The organism is Microcoleus vaginatus PCC 9802 (assembly GCA_022701275.1).
Lineage (GTDB): Bacteria > Cyanobacteriota > Cyanobacteriia > Cyanobacteriales > Microcoleaceae > Microcoleus > Microcoleus vaginatus_A.
Genome location: CP031740.1, coordinates 999,636 through 1,014,920, shown reverse-complemented (window position 1 = coordinate 1,014,920; position 15,285 = coordinate 999,636). Strand labels below are relative to the sequence as shown.

15 protein-coding genes and 1 pseudogene are annotated in these 15,285 nt (G+C 46.5%); 3 read left to right on the top strand and 13 right to left on the bottom strand.

The genetic code is table 11. The annotated features are described in order from the left end of the window. Positions 1-109 precede the first annotated feature (109 nt). A complete protein-coding gene (gene cysA, locus D0A34_04310) occupies positions 110-1,126 on the bottom strand; it encodes a sulfate ABC transporter ATP-binding protein (GenBank protein ID UNU18192.1) in 1,017 nt (338 codons plus the stop codon). A 445-nt stretch (positions 1,127-1,571) separates the two neighbouring features. On the opposite strand from cysA, the gene D0A34_04305 reads away from it, so the two are divergent. Next, positions 1,572-2,630: an N-acetyl-gamma-glutamyl-phosphate reductase gene (locus D0A34_04305; protein ID UNU18191.1), complete on the top strand. Its 1,059-nt coding sequence runs from the start codon at positions 1,572-1,574 to the stop codon at positions 2,628-2,630. Between the two features lie 165 nt (positions 2,631-2,795). Here the strand turns inward: D0A34_04305 and D0A34_04300 are convergent, their stop codons facing one another. Continuing rightward, complete coding sequence (locus D0A34_04300) at positions 2,796-4,076, bottom strand: phosphopyruvate hydratase (GenBank protein UNU18190.1); 1,281 nt, start codon at positions 4,074-4,076, stop codon at positions 2,796-2,798. A 302-nt stretch (positions 4,077-4,378) separates the two neighbouring features. Here D0A34_04300 and D0A34_04295 point away from each other — a divergent pair, with 302 nt between their 5' ends. Further along, positions 4,379-5,293: a calcium-binding protein gene (locus D0A34_04295; GenBank protein UNU18189.1), complete on the top strand. Its 915-nt coding sequence runs from the start codon at positions 4,379-4,381 to the stop codon at positions 5,291-5,293. 180 nt (positions 5,294-5,473) lie between these two features. On the opposite strand, the gene D0A34_04290 is transcribed toward D0A34_04295, so the two are convergent. From D0A34_04290 to D0A34_04280, 3 genes are all read right to left on the bottom strand, one after another. Beyond that, entirely contained in the window at positions 5,474-6,124 is a 651-nt protein-coding gene (locus tag D0A34_04290; protein ID UNU18188.1) for a septum formation inhibitor Maf, read from the bottom strand. 142 nt (positions 6,125-6,266) lie between these two features. Beyond that, positions 6,267-6,809, bottom strand: a complete 543-nt coding sequence (locus D0A34_04285; protein ID UNU18187.1) for a photosystem II oxygen evolving complex protein PsbP — start codon at positions 6,807-6,809, stop codon at positions 6,267-6,269. Positions 6,810-6,952: 143 nt separating this feature from the next. After that, on the bottom strand, positions 6,953-7,165 hold the full coding sequence (locus D0A34_04280; GenBank protein ID UNU18186.1) for a high light inducible protein: 213 nt from the start codon (positions 7,163-7,165) through the stop codon (positions 6,953-6,955). Between the two features lie 324 nt (positions 7,166-7,489). Here D0A34_04280 and D0A34_04275 point away from each other — a divergent pair, with 324 nt between their 5' ends. After that, a complete protein-coding gene (locus tag D0A34_04275) occupies positions 7,490-8,101 on the top strand; it encodes a hypothetical protein (GenBank protein ID UNU18185.1) in 612 nt (203 codons plus the stop codon). Positions 8,102-8,312: 211 nt separating this feature from the next. Here D0A34_04275 and D0A34_04270 read toward each other — a convergent pair. The 8 genes and pseudogenes from D0A34_04270 to trmD all read right to left on the bottom strand — a co-directional run bounded on the left by D0A34_04270 (position 8,313) and on the right by trmD (position 15,113). Further along, positions 8,313-8,396: pseudogene (locus D0A34_04270) on the bottom strand (cobalamin biosynthesis protein CbiG). Positions 8,397-8,469: 73 nt separating this feature from the next. Continuing rightward, positions 8,470-9,273 carry a nickel pincer cofactor biosynthesis protein LarB gene (larB, locus tag D0A34_04265; GenBank protein UNU18184.1) on the bottom strand — a complete coding sequence of 268 codons (804 nt, stop codon included), beginning with the start codon at positions 9,271-9,273 and terminating at the stop codon, positions 8,470-8,472. A 35-nt stretch (positions 9,274-9,308) separates the two neighbouring features. Further along, positions 9,309-11,069, bottom strand: a complete 1,761-nt coding sequence (locus D0A34_04260) for an ABC transporter substrate-binding protein (GenBank protein ID UNU22165.1) — start codon at positions 11,067-11,069, stop codon at positions 9,309-9,311. 40 nt (positions 11,070-11,109) lie between these two features. After that, the gene (locus tag D0A34_04255) at positions 11,110-11,682 is read right to left on the bottom strand and encodes a hypothetical protein (GenBank protein UNU18183.1); all 573 of its coding nucleotides are present in this window, start codon (positions 11,680-11,682) and stop codon (positions 11,110-11,112) included. Beyond that, a complete protein-coding gene (locus D0A34_04250) occupies positions 11,660-12,208 on the bottom strand; it encodes a hypothetical protein (protein UNU18182.1) in 549 nt (182 codons plus the stop codon). The genes D0A34_04255 and D0A34_04250 overlap by 23 nt, the downstream gene beginning before the upstream one ends. Before the next feature lie 44 nt (positions 12,209-12,252). Continuing rightward, positions 12,253-12,732: a 2-C-methyl-D-erythritol 2,4-cyclodiphosphate synthase gene (locus D0A34_04245; GenBank protein UNU18181.1), complete on the bottom strand. Its 480-nt coding sequence runs from the start codon at positions 12,730-12,732 to the stop codon at positions 12,253-12,255. Positions 12,733-12,977: 245 nt separating this feature from the next. Then, positions 12,978-14,381 (bottom strand): DUF1517 domain-containing protein, encoded by a 1,404-nt coding sequence (locus D0A34_04240; GenBank protein ID UNU18180.1) that lies wholly within the window; start codon positions 14,379-14,381, stop codon positions 12,978-12,980. 57 nt (positions 14,382-14,438) lie between these two features. After that, positions 14,439-15,113 carry a tRNA (guanosine(37)-N1)-methyltransferase TrmD gene (gene trmD / locus D0A34_04235; GenBank protein UNU18179.1) on the bottom strand — a complete coding sequence of 225 codons (675 nt, stop codon included), beginning with the start codon at positions 15,111-15,113 and terminating at the stop codon, positions 14,439-14,441. Positions 15,114-15,285: the final 172 nt, after the last annotated feature.

Genomic DNA, 15,285 nt, shown 5'->3' with positions numbered 1-15,285 from the left:
GTAGTCAGCGGACAGTTGTTAGTATAAAAGATTAGGGACACGGCGCGGTGCCGTGTCCCTGCAAATGTCGTATCCAATCTAAATTTATCTCTAGTTTTCAGAATTGGTATCAGATTGAATAAAAAAGTGGAAACGACTTGGCACCTTTCGGCTTTACGAACACTCTTTGCTGGGGCTGCAAGTGTAAGCTATCGAATCTTTCTCTAGTCAAATTAGCGTTTACTACTTGACCGTCATCTAAGGTTAATTCTACCTGAATTTCCCATCCCAAATGAATCAAGCGGCTGATTCTTGCAGGCACTGTTGCACTATTTTCTGTAGTTTCAATAACAACGTCGTGAGGGCGCAAGAAAATCTCAGGGTTGGCTGAGTCAAAGCCGTTGTCTTGAAACATTCTTGAACTGCTGGGCAAGACATTGACTGGACCGATAAAACTCATTACGAAGGCACTAGCTGGATGGTCGTAAATTTCTGCTGGTGTGCCGACTTGTTCGATTTTACCTTTATTCATTACTGTAATGTGATCGGCAACTTCCATCGCTTCTTCTTGATCGTGCGTCACAAAGACTGTGGTAACGTGAACTTCGTCGTGCAGTCGCCGCAACCAAGCACGCAAATCTTTGCGAACTTTGGCATCGAGAGCACCAAAAGGTTCGTCTAGCAGTAACACTTTCGGTTCCACAGCCAGAGCTCTGGCGAGGGCCACCCGCTGCCGCTGGCCTCCTGAAAGTTGCGACGGGTATCTATCGCCCAATCCTGCCAATTGCACTAAATTCAACAATTCTTCTACCCGCGATTTGACTTTCGCGGGTGGTGTTTTCTGAATTTGCATCCCGAAAGCGATGTTTTTTCGCACTGTCATGTGCTTGAATAGCGCGTAGTGCTGAAACACGAACCCAATTTTGCGGTCTTGGACGCTAGTATTCGTGGCATCTTGGCCTGTTAGCCAGATTTTGCCGGAGTCGGGCATTTCTAAACCGGCAATCAGCCGCAGCAGTGTAGACTTGCCGGAACCAGACGGGCCCAGCAATGCCACTAGGGAACCCGATTCAATTTCTAAGCTGACTCGATCGAGTGCTTGGAAACTGCCAAACTGTTTTGATACGTTTTCTACAACTATGCCCATAGGTAGGAAGAAGGAAGAGGGAAGAGGGAAGAGGGAAGAGGCAGGATACAGGAAGCAAGAGGCAAGAGGCAAAAGGGAAAAATGTTAATCTCCGGTTTGTGGATGGGTTAAAGTAAGTTTTTTATAGCACGATCGCACATCAGTTTGTTAATTTTAGGGTTTTGGCGATCACTCAGTCGATTTTAGATTTTAGATTTTAGATTTTAGATTTACTTACTGCTTTGAATCTGGAAGAGGGGACTTTGGTCTAAAATTTTGGGTTCTCCAGGAAGGGAGTCGGGGCTTTGTATCCGTTTTTGGGCGGGGTCAAACAGCCGAAAATTAATAAAAATGCACCTCCAACACAAAACAATACAATTCTTTGCCACCAAAGTTGGCGTTTGGTACTACAATGCAGCAAAAGTTCAAGCGTTTTTGACTTCAACGGCTGAGGGGATAAAGGAAAATGGGAGATGTTGGACGTGTGCCTGTAGGAATTATCGGCGCTTCAGGGTACGGCGGCGTGCAACTTGTGCGACTGCTGGCTGATCACCCAGCGGCTGAAGTAGTGTATTTGGGCGGGGATAGCAGTGCGGGAAAACCTTTTTCCAGCCTTTATCCGCATTTGACTAACTGCACTGACTTGACAGTGGAGGCGATCGACCTAGACAAAATAGGGGCTAAATGTGAAGTTGTGTTTCTGTCGCTGCCGAACGGTTTAGCTTGCAAAATGGCACCGACGCTGATAGAAAAAGGCTGCAAAGTCTTGGATTTGTCGGCTGACTACAGATTTGAAAATCAGGAAACTTACAAAGCTTGGTACGGCGGCGAGCGATCGGACTCTGCTTTAGCTGCAACGGCTGTTTACGGTTTGCCAGAATTGTATCGCGATCGAATTAAAGACGCTCAGTTAGTAGGCTGTGCCGGCTGCTACGTCACTGCTAGTTTATTGGCCCTGGCACCTTTGCTCAAACAAGGTCTTATCGTGCCAGAAACGGCAATTATTGACGCTAAATCCGGTGCTTCGGGAGGGGGCCGCAAAGCCGAAGTTAATCTCTTGTTGGCTGAAGCAGAGGGTTCTCTGGGCGCTTACGGCGTTGGCCGCCACCGCCACACGCCAGAAATCGAGCAAATTTGCAGCGATTTAGCGGGACACGATATTAAAGTTCAGTTTACTCCCCACCTAATTCCAATGGTGCGCGGAATTCTGGCGACTGTTTACGCAACTTTGCGCGATCCGGGTTTGGTGCGAGAAGATTTAATCACGATTTTCAGCGCTTTTTACCGCAATTGCCCTTGGGTAAAAGTGTTGCCGGCTGGAGTTTACCCGCAAACAAAATGGGCTTGTGGCACGAATCTTTGTTATATCGGCATCGAAGTCGATCCGCGTACTGACAGAGTGATTGTGCTCTCGGCGATCGACAATTTAATTAAGGGACAAGCCGGTCAAGGCATCCAGTGCATGAACTTGATGATGGGCTGGGAAGAAACTTTGGGTTTGCCACAATTGGCTTTCTATCCTTAATTAAGAATCGGTAATATCCAAATTTAACTGGTTTCCAGGCTCTCTGGGCCTGGGAACCAATATCCAGAGGAAGAGCCTCGAAGATCCCAGGAAAATTGGAGGCTCTGCCTCCGGATCTGCGTCCCCAGGCAGAGCCTGGGAACCAGGATTAGCGATTACCAAGTGTTATTTAGGCCCGTAACCGATCGACCCAGCATAAATTGCCCGATCGCCCAATTCATCCTCAATCCGCAATAAACGGTTATATTTAGCAACTCGTTCGCTGCGACACAAAGAACCAGTCTTGATTTGGCCGGCGCGAGTCGCTACGGCTAAATCGGCAATGGTGGTATCTTCAGTTTCACCGGAACGGTGGCTGATGACGGCTCGATAGCTGTTCCGTTTGCCGAGGTCGATCGTATCCAAAGTCTCTGTCAAAGAACCAATTTGATTCAGCTTAATCAAAATCGAATTGCTAGCTTTCAAATCAATTCCTTTTTGCAGCCGCGTGCGATTAGTAACAAACAAATCGTCACCTACCAACTGAACTTTGCTGCCCATTTTCTGCGTCAGCGCTACCCAACTGTCCCAATCGTCTTCGTGCAAACCATCTTCAATCGAAACAATGGGATATTGACTCACCAAACCATCCAAATAATCGATTAATTCTGCCGGCGAATGAGCCACACCGTCGTAAGTGTACTGCCCATCTTTGTAAAATTCGCTAGCAGCAACATCCAAAGCTAAAGCAACTTGTTCACCCGGTTTATAGCCAGCTTTTTCAATAGCTGCAATCAACAAATCCAAAGCTGCTTGATTGGATTTAAGATTAGGCGCAAAACCGCCTTCATCACCCACACCAGTCAGCAAACCCTCAGCTTTTAAGACTTTACTCAAGGATTCAAATACCTCTGCACCCCAGCGTAAAGCTTCTTTAAAAGAGGGCGCACCCACAGGGACAATCATAAATTCTTGAATGTCCACATTATTGTTAGCGTGAGATCCCCCGTTGATCACGTTCATCAGTGGCACTGGCAAAACGTTCGCTAAGGGGCCGCCCAAGTAGCGGTAAAGGGGGAGTCCTAAAGTCTCGGCGGCGGCCTTTGCTGTGGCTAAGGAGACTCCGAGAATGGCATTTGCGCCGAGGTGGGATTTGTTGGGGGAACCGTCCAACTCAATCATGGTTTTGTCTACCAGTGCTTGGTCGATCGCATCTAGATTAGCCAAAGCGGGGGCAATTTTGTGCTCGACGTTATCGACGGCTTTTAGGACTCCTTTGCCGCTGTAACGTTTGTTGTCGCCGTCGCGAAGTTCGTGGGCTTCAAAAGAGCCTGTAGAGGCGCCGCTGGGCACTTGTGCGAGCCCGACAACACCGTTAGCTAGGTAAACTTCAGCTTCAATGGTGGGGCGGCCGCGGGAGTCGAGGATTTCTCTGGCTTTAATAAATTCGATCGCAGTGTCTAGCATATTAACGATTCCTGACTTAACTCAAGGTTTCATGACAATTAGCAGTCTCTGGGTTTTCCCACGCTGACTGCTGACGGGTAATAGAGTACGCGATCCCCAGAATTATTGGTATACCGTTCAAAATATTTGCGGATTTGGACGCGCCGATTGGTGTCAATAACCTAGGCTTGTTGAATAAAGACCTCCGGCAAGTTTGACAATAATTTGATTGTTTTAACCCCAGATTCCCGCATATTTCTTAATTGGAACCTTTGTTAAAATCAGAATGTCAACAAGGTCAATCAAAAAAGGAGAAACTTAAGATGTTACAAACTAATCTCGGAGAAATTAGAGCATTAGCTGAAAATTCAGACCCAATTATTGCTGATCCCCCAAACATCAAATTACTCACAGCGCCATTGCCAAATCTAGGCAGCGACCCCAACTTTTTTGACTTAACTCCCAATGACGACGCATTTCAATTAGCAAATGGAATTCTGCGGAATACTCCCGGAGGTTTGCGGGCTTTAGATGGTAACGATTTTGTCAGAGGTTCCGGTGGTGCGGAACTGATGAACGGTAACAGTGGCACAGATACCTTAATCGGAGGTTGCGGCAGCGATACTATTCGCGGTGGCCAAGATTTTGACATTCTTTATGGAGAATGTGGCAGCGATTTTGTCAGCGGAGATCAAGGTGATGACTACGTTTATGGAGGCACGGCTAATGACTTTATTCGCGGTGGTAAAGGGAATGATGCTTTAGTAGGAGAGAGTGGAAACGATACTCTAATCGGTGATGCTGGAATTGATAGGCTTTGGGGAAGTGAAGGCGCAGATGTGTTTGTCCTCCGCACAGAAGTGGGAGCAACTTCGGGGGAGATTGGTTCGCTTCAACCGCCTCCTAGCGGCAATTTTGATGTAGATGAAGTGCCTGCCGATTTTATTCTCGATTACAATCCGGCTGAAGGTGATGTAATTGGATTGGCGGGAGGACTGACGCGAAATGATATTGTTTTGAGCGAAAGGTTTTTAACAATTGGTGATGCCAGAGATTACGAGAGCAGCGGCCCTTTTCCTCCGGGAGGTATTAGAACTACTGAGTTTAGAATTTTAAATACTAAGGCGACGGTGATTCGGGAAGCTAGCAGCGGCAATATCTTGGGTTTGGTGAAGGATGTTTCGCCGGATCAACTTCAGTTTATATCTGTATCGGATGGGGCGATCGCTCTAGGATAATTACCAACTGCTGGGCAAGGCTAATCTGCATAGCACGGACGGGCGAAACGCCCATTCCACAAGAGGAAAGGAAAAATTCATACTCTTCGTAGGCTATGCCTGGGAACGCATTTCACTGTTGCTCTGCCTCCCGATTTCTGAGATTATGGGCAATGTAAATTGTCCCCTGTCCACCCAACTTTAAGATTGCCAGAAATCTGCCACATCATATCCCATTTCGGTGAGCATTTGCCGCAGCAGAGGTAAGCTCAAACCGATCACATTTGTGTGACATCCTTCGATTTTTTCGACAAAAAGGCCGCCTTTACCTTCCAATGCAAAACAGCCTGCACAGGCGAGGGGCTCTCCGGTAGCGACGTAAGCCACTATTTGGCGCGAGGTAACTTCCGCAAAATGAACTTTTGTAACTTGACAGCGAATGATCGATCGCGACCTGGCCTCACCAAAGTCATCGAATCTAGTATCAATTAAAGCATGACCCGTATACAGTTCGCCCACCTTACCGCGCATTTTCTGCCAGCGCGAGATTGCTTCTTCCGCATCCTTGGGTTTGCCGTGAATTTCGCCATCTATGAGCAAAATTGAATCGCATCCCAAAACCAAACAAGATTTGGGATTAGGAATTTGCGGGTGAGAATTAGCCAGCAAAAACTTAGCTACCGCCTCAGCTTTTCCCTCTGCTAAAACCTGCACTAATTTATTGGCATCCCTCATTTGTATTTGCCCTTCATCAAATTCGCTGGGGCAAATCACAGCTTGAATTCCGGCATTTTCTAGGAGGCGACGGCGTGCTGGAGAAGCTGAAGCTAATACAAAAGTTGGAATTTTCATAAGTTAAGAAGGAAGAAGGAAGAAGGAAGAAGGAAGAAGGAAGAAGGAAGAAGGAAGAGGTTAGAAGGAAGAAAAATAAACTCAACTATTCCCCATCCCCAAGGCCCTGCGCCCTCTTCCCCATTCTTAACTACTTTTTAACCTAATAAACAGAGAAAGATTTAACAACTTTCTCAAAAGCTTCTTTTACCTTGGGCCAGCGTTCTTCGGTAGTGGAAACGTTAAGAGTAAAAAGTTTGCCGCGGCTGACGGCTACACTCGCTAAGTTGTGGCGTTCTTGGTTGGGCAACTTAACGGCATATTCTAATATGTAATAGTTTTTCGATCGCGATTCACGAGCTTCTGCATTGACTAATTCAGCTTCGCGACCGGAATCACTCGGGGCGATCGCACTTTTGCTGAGCTTGTATCCCACATCCGTCGGCGTTCCCAAATCCGCTAGAGTCTTGTCCTTCGCAACTGTACTGATGACCACGCTGACGTTCTCGGTTTGCTGAATCAAATCGCGGAACACCACATCGGGCCCGTTAGAAACCGCGATCGGCAGCCAGCCGTTAGGATAGAGAAATTGATAGCCGTCGCCAGTATCAACGTAACTTTTGAGTCCCGTGCCTTTAGACGACACACAACCGGTCAAGGTGAGGCTTAGAACCACCAGAAGTATTGCCGCAATTCGTTTGAGCATTCTTTTTATGGGTAGGGTAAAACAAAAATATTTAATTTTAATTGTCTCACCAAACCTTGCTCCTCAAAATAGTTAAGCTATGGATCGCTGTTTGTGTACCGCCAGCAATCCATAGCCATATAGTTTAATTGTTAACAAAATCATTACAGGTGAGTCAGCCAGCTAATCAGTCCGTGCTTGGTCGAAACTTCTAAAGCCAAGAGAGAAACAAAGCCAATCATGGCAAGGCGGCCGTTTAAGCGTTCTGCGTAGGGAGTGAAGCCGGTGCGGGCTTCGTAATCGATGTATACTGTCGGCTCGATCGCAAAATTGTTCATTTTGCCTTGGTCGTCCAGCATTAAGCCTCTGTTACTCATGTTTTTTTTCCTAAATGGTTTTTAGTGTACTGTAAATAAATGTAACAGACTTGTGAAGATATGTAAAGGATTGTGAGAAATTTTTTTAAATACCTCGATCTGACACCAGTTTAAAAAAAAATGCAACTGTAGGCAAGCTCTAAACCCTTATCTAGTCAGTCTTTCCCAAATCTAAAATCTAAAATCTAAAATCTAAAATGGTATGACGGTGGGTAGACTCAGGGCCCCGGAGGGGGGAGGATAGAGTGGAGAGGCACAAAAGTCGATGGTGTATGGCAAATCCAGTCTGGGTTTGACGAAAATTGTGGAACGGAGGAAAAATTTATGCGGGCCAGTCTGGAAATGCGGTGGTTTTATAGCGGTGCACTGCCAAAATCGCTCAATCAATGGTTTGGAAGCGAGAGTCTCGGCGCGTATCTTTCGCCTCCCGAAGAGCGGGAAGACATATATTTGTTAGTACCTAGCTGCGACTACTTGGGAGTGAAGCTTCGTGGGAAAACCTTGGAGGTAAAGTGGCGTCAGGCAGAGTTAGGGACGATGCAGTTCGGCAGCCGCTGGGAAGGCAAAGCCGAAAAGTGGCTGAAGTGGGTTTGTGCCGACACGATGGCGCCGATACCGGCGGATATTTTGGCGACAGGAAAGTGGGTGGCAGTCAAGAAAAAGCGAGCGCAGCGTCTTTATCAAGTTTCGGCCCCTGGTTCCCTGATATCTGTGCCTGTGGAAGCCCCAATTCCCCAAGGTTGCACCGTGGAACTTACTCAATTGAACATTAACGGCAGCGCGTGGTGGACTTTGGGATTTGAAGCGTTTGGCAGCGAAAGTTGTTTGACAGAAAGCCTGGAAACAGTAGCTAGTTGGACTAGCAAGAATTATCAGGCGCAAAAGTTAAAAGCTGAGGATTCTTCTGCTTATCCGATTTGGCTGGCAAGCAAGTAATATCAAACCCGGCTTCAATAATACCTCCTGTATTTTTTAGTCGCCCTCTGCTGGGACCAGAGGCAAGTGTAAACGCGGTTTCAACCGCCGAGTCTGGCCGTCCTGGACGCCACTGGCATATATAGTAAGGTGCTCTACTACCGGAAATCTTCAATAATATTTCAATAACGGAGTCTGACGCACCTGAGATGTTGCACCATTTTCAATTAGGTTTTTTACGGGTGGGCAGGATGCCCACCCCACAAGAAAACTCACTCTTTGTGGAACAGGCATCTTGCCTGTTCTTGAGAATGGTGCAAGATGCACCCTAAAAATTGATCGTCGTGGGACAGTTGGCCTTAGTCTTATCTGATCAAGGGGGTTTCTAACTATTCCCCCTTTCTCCCATTCTCCCCCTCCCCTCTTCTCTCCACTTTCCCAGCAGTTCTCAGAATTTGACAAGCCAAAATCGCCGCCCCAAATCCATTATCAATATTCACCACACCCACACCAGCCGCACAAGAATTGAGCATAGTTAAAAGAGGAGCAATCCCGCCAAAACTCGCGCCGTAACCCACACTTGTCGGCACAGCAATCACCGGACAATCTGCCAAACCCGCAACCACACTGGCCAAAGCACCTTCCATACCCGCCACCGCAATCAACACATCAGCATCGGCAATAACGTGCCGGTTACTCAGCAAACGGTGAATGCCGGCAACTCCGACATCCCACAAACGTCGCACCTGAAAACCGCAAAGTTCCGCAGTAATTGCCGCCTCTTCCGCTACAGGCAAATCCGCCGTTCCCGCACTGATAATAGTCACAGTACCCGGATGCTGCAGAGTTGGGGAATTAGGAGAAATTGCACAAATTCGAGCCTTTGGGTAGTAGCACAAATCGGGTATTTTTTGTTGCAATTGCTCGAAAACTTCCGGTTCGATTCGTGTCGCCATCACCGCAGAATTTCGCCCGCGCATGGCCTCGATGATATTAATAATTTGGTTGGGCGTTTTCCCCGGGCCCCAAATTACTTCAGGAAAACCCGTTCTTAAAGTACGGTGGTGGTCAATTTTGGCAAAATCACCGACTTGTTCAAAGTCAAAATGCTTTAATTTATCCAAAGCTGCGATCGGGCTAATATCGCCGGCTGCCACAGATTCGAGTAACTTCTGTAAAATTTTAGGTTCCATTAATTAATGACTGACTAATGACTAATAACTGCTGACTATTCTGTTATTTTCAACTCGTACAAATTCCAGAAAGCACCCCCGAGGGCACTGTAGCGAATTCCCGAAACGCGATCGCGCACCGCCTCAAAAGTCAGCGGATTCACCATATAGATAAACGGCACTTGTTCGGCTATAACCCGCTGCGTCTCCCCATAAATTTCCTTGCGCTTGGCCTCATCAAGCTCCTGGGAAGCTTTCACGTAAAGGTCATCGATTTTCTGCTCCCAGTCGTCAACTTTCCAACCCTTAATCGGCGGTTCTCCGGCTTGCGGGCCCTGGTTGAAACTGTGCAGTGTGCCGTTAACAGACCAAATATTATAGCCGCTGTGCGGTTCAGTACCTCCCGTAAAACCGCCGAGGTAAGTATCCCAATTCCGCGTCAACCGCAGCTTTTCCACATAAGTGTTAAAACTCAGGAACTGCGTATCAATTTGCATCCCCAGTTTGCCCAAGTCTTGCTTAATTTGCGTTGCCATTTGTTCCCGAACTTTTTTACCCGCCGCCATCAACAAAGTAAATCGCACCTTGTTGGCTTCAGCATCCAACAATTCGCCGTTACTATTATACTTGAAACCAGCACTTAACAGTAACTCTTTCGATTTTTGCGGCTCGTAACTGTAAGTTGTCAATCCCTGTTCTGGGGACAGGTAGAACGGGCTTTGGGCCGGAATTGGGGAATGCAGCGGCGCGCCAAGTCCGCGATAAATATTGTTAGTCATAGCGGATCGATTGATGCCGTAGGCGATCGCCTGCCGAAATTCCTTAGTCGCGAACCACCGAGACTTAACCGGGTCTACAAACGGCTGATTTTGAGCATTGCGCCCCTTATTCAGATTGAAACACATAAACACGCTGCCAGTATCCGGCCCGCCGTTAAAGACCGTATATTTGCCGCGTTTTTCCTCCCGTTTCAGCAGGGGAAACACTTCCGGCTCCACGTTCAGAGTATCCAAATCGCCAGATCGAAAATTCAGCAGTTGATTGTCAGTATTTTCGATAATTTGCCAAACAATTTGCTGGATGTAAGGCTGCACACTTCCCTCAGCATCTTTGCGCCAAAAATATGGATTTCTTTCCAAAACCACGCGCTGATTGGGAGTGTAGCTCAGCATTCGATATTGACCATTTCCCACAATTTTTTTAGGATCAGTATCCGTGCCCCAAGTAGTCAAGAATTGAGGCTTGCCCTCTGCGTCTGTATTATCGATAGATTCCTGTAAAATATGAGCTGGTAAAATAGGGATTCCCCCAGCATATCTAATAAACGGAGCAAAGGGTTCTGCAACGGAAAATTCAACGCGGCGGCTGCCTATTTTTTTAACTTTTGGGAATTCGCGACTCATCCCAACTCTCAAAGTATCTTTCAAACCGCTAGGAATTTTGTCATTGAAATAAATCTTTTCATAGCTGAAGATAATGTCATCAGTAGTCATCGGTTCGCCGTCCGACCATTTCAACCCCTCTCGCAGGGTGAAGACAATCTTTTTGCCATCTTTAGAAACTTCCCACGACTCGGCTAAACCGGGTTCTAGCTGCGAGGTCAAGCCGTTTTCGTTGATCAATCCCTCGTACATATAGCCAAATACGCTGTATGCAGATTGATTTAGCGGGTAGTTAAAGGTGGCCGGGCCGCTGGGGGTGGGAACGATGAGTCTGTTTACTAAGTTCGATCGGGCTGGAGTGCACGCAGACAGAGTTAGAGTGGCAATTGCCGCCAGTAAAATCGCCAGCCAGCGCAGTCTTGAATGTAACATCATAGAAATTTTCATAATTTTTTAGTTTAGCACCTGCGTGCAACTATGACTGAGATTGTAACCAACCGAGAAAGTCTTCTGTGCGCGAAAAATACTTTATCCCTACTTCCCGCAAAGCATATTGAACTTCCGGTAGATTGCCAAATTCTTTGACGTTGCCACTTAGAAATACTTTGGTTTCTGTGGGGCGCAAGCGGGCATGACTCAAGATACAGTGTAGAATTAAATTATCTGTTGGGTCTTTTCCGATGATAGTTGCATTCAAGCTTTCTTGAAGAATATTAGCTGTTAAATCAATCATCTCAGCATTTTGAGACAACTGCTCAATAGATTCGCGCAGACGGAATTCTATATCATTTCGTCGTCTTTCATAGTCTATTTTAGACTGACCTAATTTTAAACATAGAGACGGGGCGTGCTGCGAAGTCAAATCTCGGTTAGCCTCGCTGATTTGATTTTCAAGTTGCTGCTTGAAAGAGTTGTGTCGCTTCACTTCGTCCTCTAAAGCAGAGAAAGATTCCATGTAGCAAATACTGGGTATTGTCAACTGTACAGATGCTGGCATTTGCCTCAGCAACGTACTGGCTTGAGGGTCACGCCCTGTGGCAATACTCATCAAGAAGTTTGTCTCTATATACAAAATTACCAAGTTGTACTCCTGATTTTGTTGTTCCACCAGCCAGCCTTTGTAACAAGCCAATTTTTGCTATTTGTTCTGATTCTGCTGGCGGTCTCTCAGATTTCCCGTTATATCCTAAGTCTCGCAGCCACGATTCAATTAGACTCTCTAAGTAACGCTCAGATATCCATTTTTTACCAAATTCCGGCTCATAATAACCAATTATCTTACCAGTTTTTAGAGAGCAAACAGGCTCAGATAAATTTTCTCCGTTCCATTTGAAAATCAGAATTTTTTCGGTGTCAACAAACATAGCATAGGGAATGATGGTGCGTTGCTCGGATATCTTCGCTAACACAGCTTTCATCCAAGAGATCATGTAATCAGCAATCCTCTGCTTTGCTGCTTGTTCTTGAGCTTGAATAATTTTGACCTCAATTAGCACGACTACCCGATCGTCTTTATCGAGAGCGATGATGTCAACGTCGATCGGTGTTGTAATTTCCAAGTTTTCGGCGAGCATAGATTTGACTCCTAAATGGGTTGAAAATCCTTAGAATCTGACAACTATTTTAGCACTAACAAAACTACAGCGTAAGCCGCGATTCCTTCTTCTCTTCCCACCGGGCCTAATTTTTCGTTTGTAGTAGCTTTGATGCCGATTTGGTCAGGTTTTAATTGTAGGACAGTAGAAAGCCGATCGCGCATTTGCTCAATATGCGGTTTCAGCTTTGGACGTTCTGCCACCACCACCGAATCAATATTGCCGATTTCCCAGCCTTTATCTAATATTAACTGATTTACTTGTGCCAGCAGTACGAGACTATCAGCACCTTTCCATTTCGGGTCAGTTGGCGGGAAATACAGCCCGATATCTCCTAAGCTGAGAGCTCCCAGCATGGCATCCATGATAGCGTGGGTAAGTACGTCGGCGTCGCTGTGTCCTAATAAGCCTAATTCGTGGGGAATGTGCACGCCGCCGAGGATGAGGGGGCGTTCTGGAACTAAGCAGTGAATGTCGTAGCCGTTGCCGATGCGGATGTTCATGTAAAGTAGATTTTTGAGAAAAGCAGACAGTAGACAATTATTTCATATTTTGTCTGAGGATAATTGAGTTTTTTGGGCGATCGAGCTTTTTACTAAAACTTACCGACTCGCAACAAACAAACCGAGTTTTTTACCCTGGGTGGGGTTTGGAAAGAAGTAGACGCGCTATCCAACCCGCTTTCTACATACCCATGCGTCCACGATTATTTTACTTAAAACTAGCGATCGCCCTGGGCTATCAACCATCAACCAACCTGAATCAAATCCGCATAGGAACTCAACAACTCATCGCCAGTCAAACTATCCGTTTCCTCCTGCGGACTCCAAATCAACTCAAAAATCAGCAAATTCTCCGCAGGAGTCGCCGCCGTTTTCTCTAACGCTATTTTAAATTTCCCACTATCGCGAATGTCTCCAAACAGCGGTCTGACATCCTCGCTTCCTATCAAAAACGTCACTACAATATACTCTCCCGACCCTCGATTCCCAGCACTGACAGACGGGCGGTAGCGGATGTCGCTGTTAATCAAAGTCAGAGTTTCTAAACTTAACTTGCTGCGTTCTTGAATCGAGAGTTGATTGAATATTTGCTCCGCTTCCTCCCGACTCGCAAATATCTGGGAATTCCCGCAAACGTGAGTCCAATTGTCGCACGAACGCAAAACAACCAGAACACATTCTTGCAAAAATTCTGCCCTGTCGGTCGCACTTTTTAGGTCAGAATTTAATGTCAATTCAGTTAGCTGACTTTGAACTACTGGGCAAGATCCCACTAACATTGCAACTTGCAACTTGCTGACAGCAAAAATATGTTTTTTATTTTGATATCCAGACTGGGGTCGATAATAGTAAATACAGTAAGCGATTAACGCTACACCCCCTCCCGAAAAAAACAGCCAAAACCAAAACAATTTCCAGTCCTCAGATGATGGCGAACTCGGAGCGTTGTCAGAGGTATTTTCAGTGGGAATTGGTGCTGGATTAATTACTGGCTGTTGATTATAATCAGTATTTGGCTGACTGTTACCGGGATTGTCTGAAGATGGCGCTACGAGTTGGCGATCGCCCGAATTATCAGTGGTGATTGGCGTTGGATTAACTGCTGGCTCTGGGTTATAACCAGTATTGGGCTGACTGTTACCGGCATTGTAAGGAACTGCATAACTCGGAGCGGAATTATAGGTGCGGCGCTGAATAATTACAGTTCTGTTATTTCCATATTGTTGGGGAATTGGAGGGTTAGGTACGGCGACAGGTGCAGGTGAAGCCGCCTTTTCAAAAGAGCCACTGCGAACTCTTCCCCCAGTGTTTCCACTGGTACTGGGACGGCTGGGAATGGAACTAGAAGAAGTGCCAGACGAGCTGTTTCTAGAAGGACTAGAAGGACTAGAAGAAGTGCCAGACGAGCTGTTGCTAGAAGAACTAGAAGAACTAGAACGGCTAGGCGAGGTACTGCTAGAGCGGCTGGAACTGGAACTAGAACTAGAAGAAGACGATCGCCCGCCGCTACTTCCGCCACTGCTTCGGGCAAAAGCTTCCCGGTTAATATGTAACCATTTGCCACCGCTGCCAGGAGTTAAATTGACAGTAACTTCAGCGGCGAGTAAAAAGGCGATCGCCGTACAGCACAAAAGTTGATTTTTTAACATAAGTTTCTCTGCTAAAAATAGGATGCTCAACCCCGACTGTTAAAAGTCAAAAGTTAACTAATCCGCTAGCAAATCCGGTCGGCGCGATCGAGTTCTTTCAATTTGCTGTTGCTTGCGCCAGCGAGCAATTTCTGCGTGATTACCAGACAGCAACACGTCGGGTACCTTCAATCCCCGAAAATCCGCCGGTCGAGTGTACTGCGGATAATCCAAAAGTCCGTCTTCAAAACTCTCAAACTTCAGCGAATCTTCCTTGGCCACAGTTCCCCGCAGCAATCGCAAAACCCCATTAATCAAAGCCAAAGCCGGAATTTCGCCCCCCGTGAGCACAAAATCCCCCAAAGATACCTCGCGAGTTACCAAATGCAGGACTCGATCGTCCACACCCTCATAATGGCCACAAATCAACACCAACTGATCGCGATCGGCCGCCAACTCTCGAAACATCGCCTGCTGCATCGGTTCCCCCTGGGGAGTCAGCAAAATCACCTCCCGCCTTGGCAAAACCGGCAGCGACTCCACCGCAGCAAAAATCGGTTCCGGTTTCATCAGCATCCCCACTCCGCCCCCGTAAGGCTCGTCATCGACTCGCTGGTGTTTGTCTGTGGTAAAATCGCGGGGATTGACAAAATTCACCTCAGCAATTTTTTTAGCTAAGGCTTTGCCCATCAGTCCCGACTCCAGGGGAGCCCGGAAAAATTCTGGAAATAAGGTAACTACGTCAAAGCGCACAATTATTGGAATTTATTGATACATCACCTCTAGTTTGACCCTTAGGGTGAGTTCAGTTTTCAGTAATTGCTTTATTCTTTATAATTTCTTATAATTTCTGAAAATTTTTGCAAGTTAAATTCTCTTCCTTTGTCGGCGGCCCCGTTTTGTACAACAATAAATCAGTTTTTCA

Bases quoted from the DNA above. Each gene is read 5' to 3' on its own strand.
- cysA (UNU18192.1), bottom strand. From the start codon at position 1,126: ATGGGCATAGTTGTAGAAAACGTATCAAAACAGTTTGGCAGTTTCCAA.
- D0A34_04305 (UNU18191.1), top strand. From the start codon at position 1,572: ATGGGAGATGTTGGACGTGTGCCTGTAGGAATTATCGGCGCTTCAGGG.
- D0A34_04300 (UNU18190.1), bottom strand. From the start codon at position 4,076: ATGCTAGACACTGCGATCGAATTTATTAAAGCCAGAGAAATCCTCGAC.
- D0A34_04295 (UNU18189.1), top strand. From the start codon at position 4,379: ATGTTACAAACTAATCTCGGAGAAATTAGAGCATTAGCTGAAAATTCA.
- D0A34_04290 (UNU18188.1), bottom strand. From the start codon at position 6,124: ATGAAAATTCCAACTTTTGTATTAGCTTCAGCTTCTCCAGCACGCCGT.
- D0A34_04285 (UNU18187.1), bottom strand. From the start codon at position 6,809: ATGCTCAAACGAATTGCGGCAATACTTCTGGTGGTTCTAAGCCTCACC.
- D0A34_04280 (UNU18186.1), bottom strand. From the start codon at position 7,165: ATGAGTAACAGAGGCTTAATGCTGGACGACCAAGGCAAAATGAACAAT.
- D0A34_04275 (UNU18185.1), top strand. From the start codon at position 7,490: ATGCGGGCCAGTCTGGAAATGCGGTGGTTTTATAGCGGTGCACTGCCA.
- larB (UNU18184.1), bottom strand. From the start codon at position 9,273: ATGGAACCTAAAATTTTACAGAAGTTACTCGAATCTGTGGCAGCCGGC.
- D0A34_04260 (UNU22165.1), bottom strand. From the start codon at position 11,069: ATGATGTTACATTCAAGACTGCGCTGGCTGGCGATTTTACTGGCGGCA.
- D0A34_04255 (UNU18183.1), bottom strand. From the start codon at position 11,682: ATGAGTATTGCCACAGGGCGTGACCCTCAAGCCAGTACGTTGCTGAGG.
- D0A34_04250 (UNU18182.1), bottom strand. From the start codon at position 12,208: ATGCTCGCCGAAAACTTGGAAATTACAACACCGATCGACGTTGACATC.
- D0A34_04245 (UNU18181.1), bottom strand. From the start codon at position 12,732: ATGAACATCCGCATCGGCAACGGCTACGACATTCACTGCTTAGTTCCA.
- D0A34_04240 (UNU18180.1), bottom strand. From the start codon at position 14,381: ATGTTAAAAAATCAACTTTTGTGCTGTACGGCGATCGCCTTTTTACTC.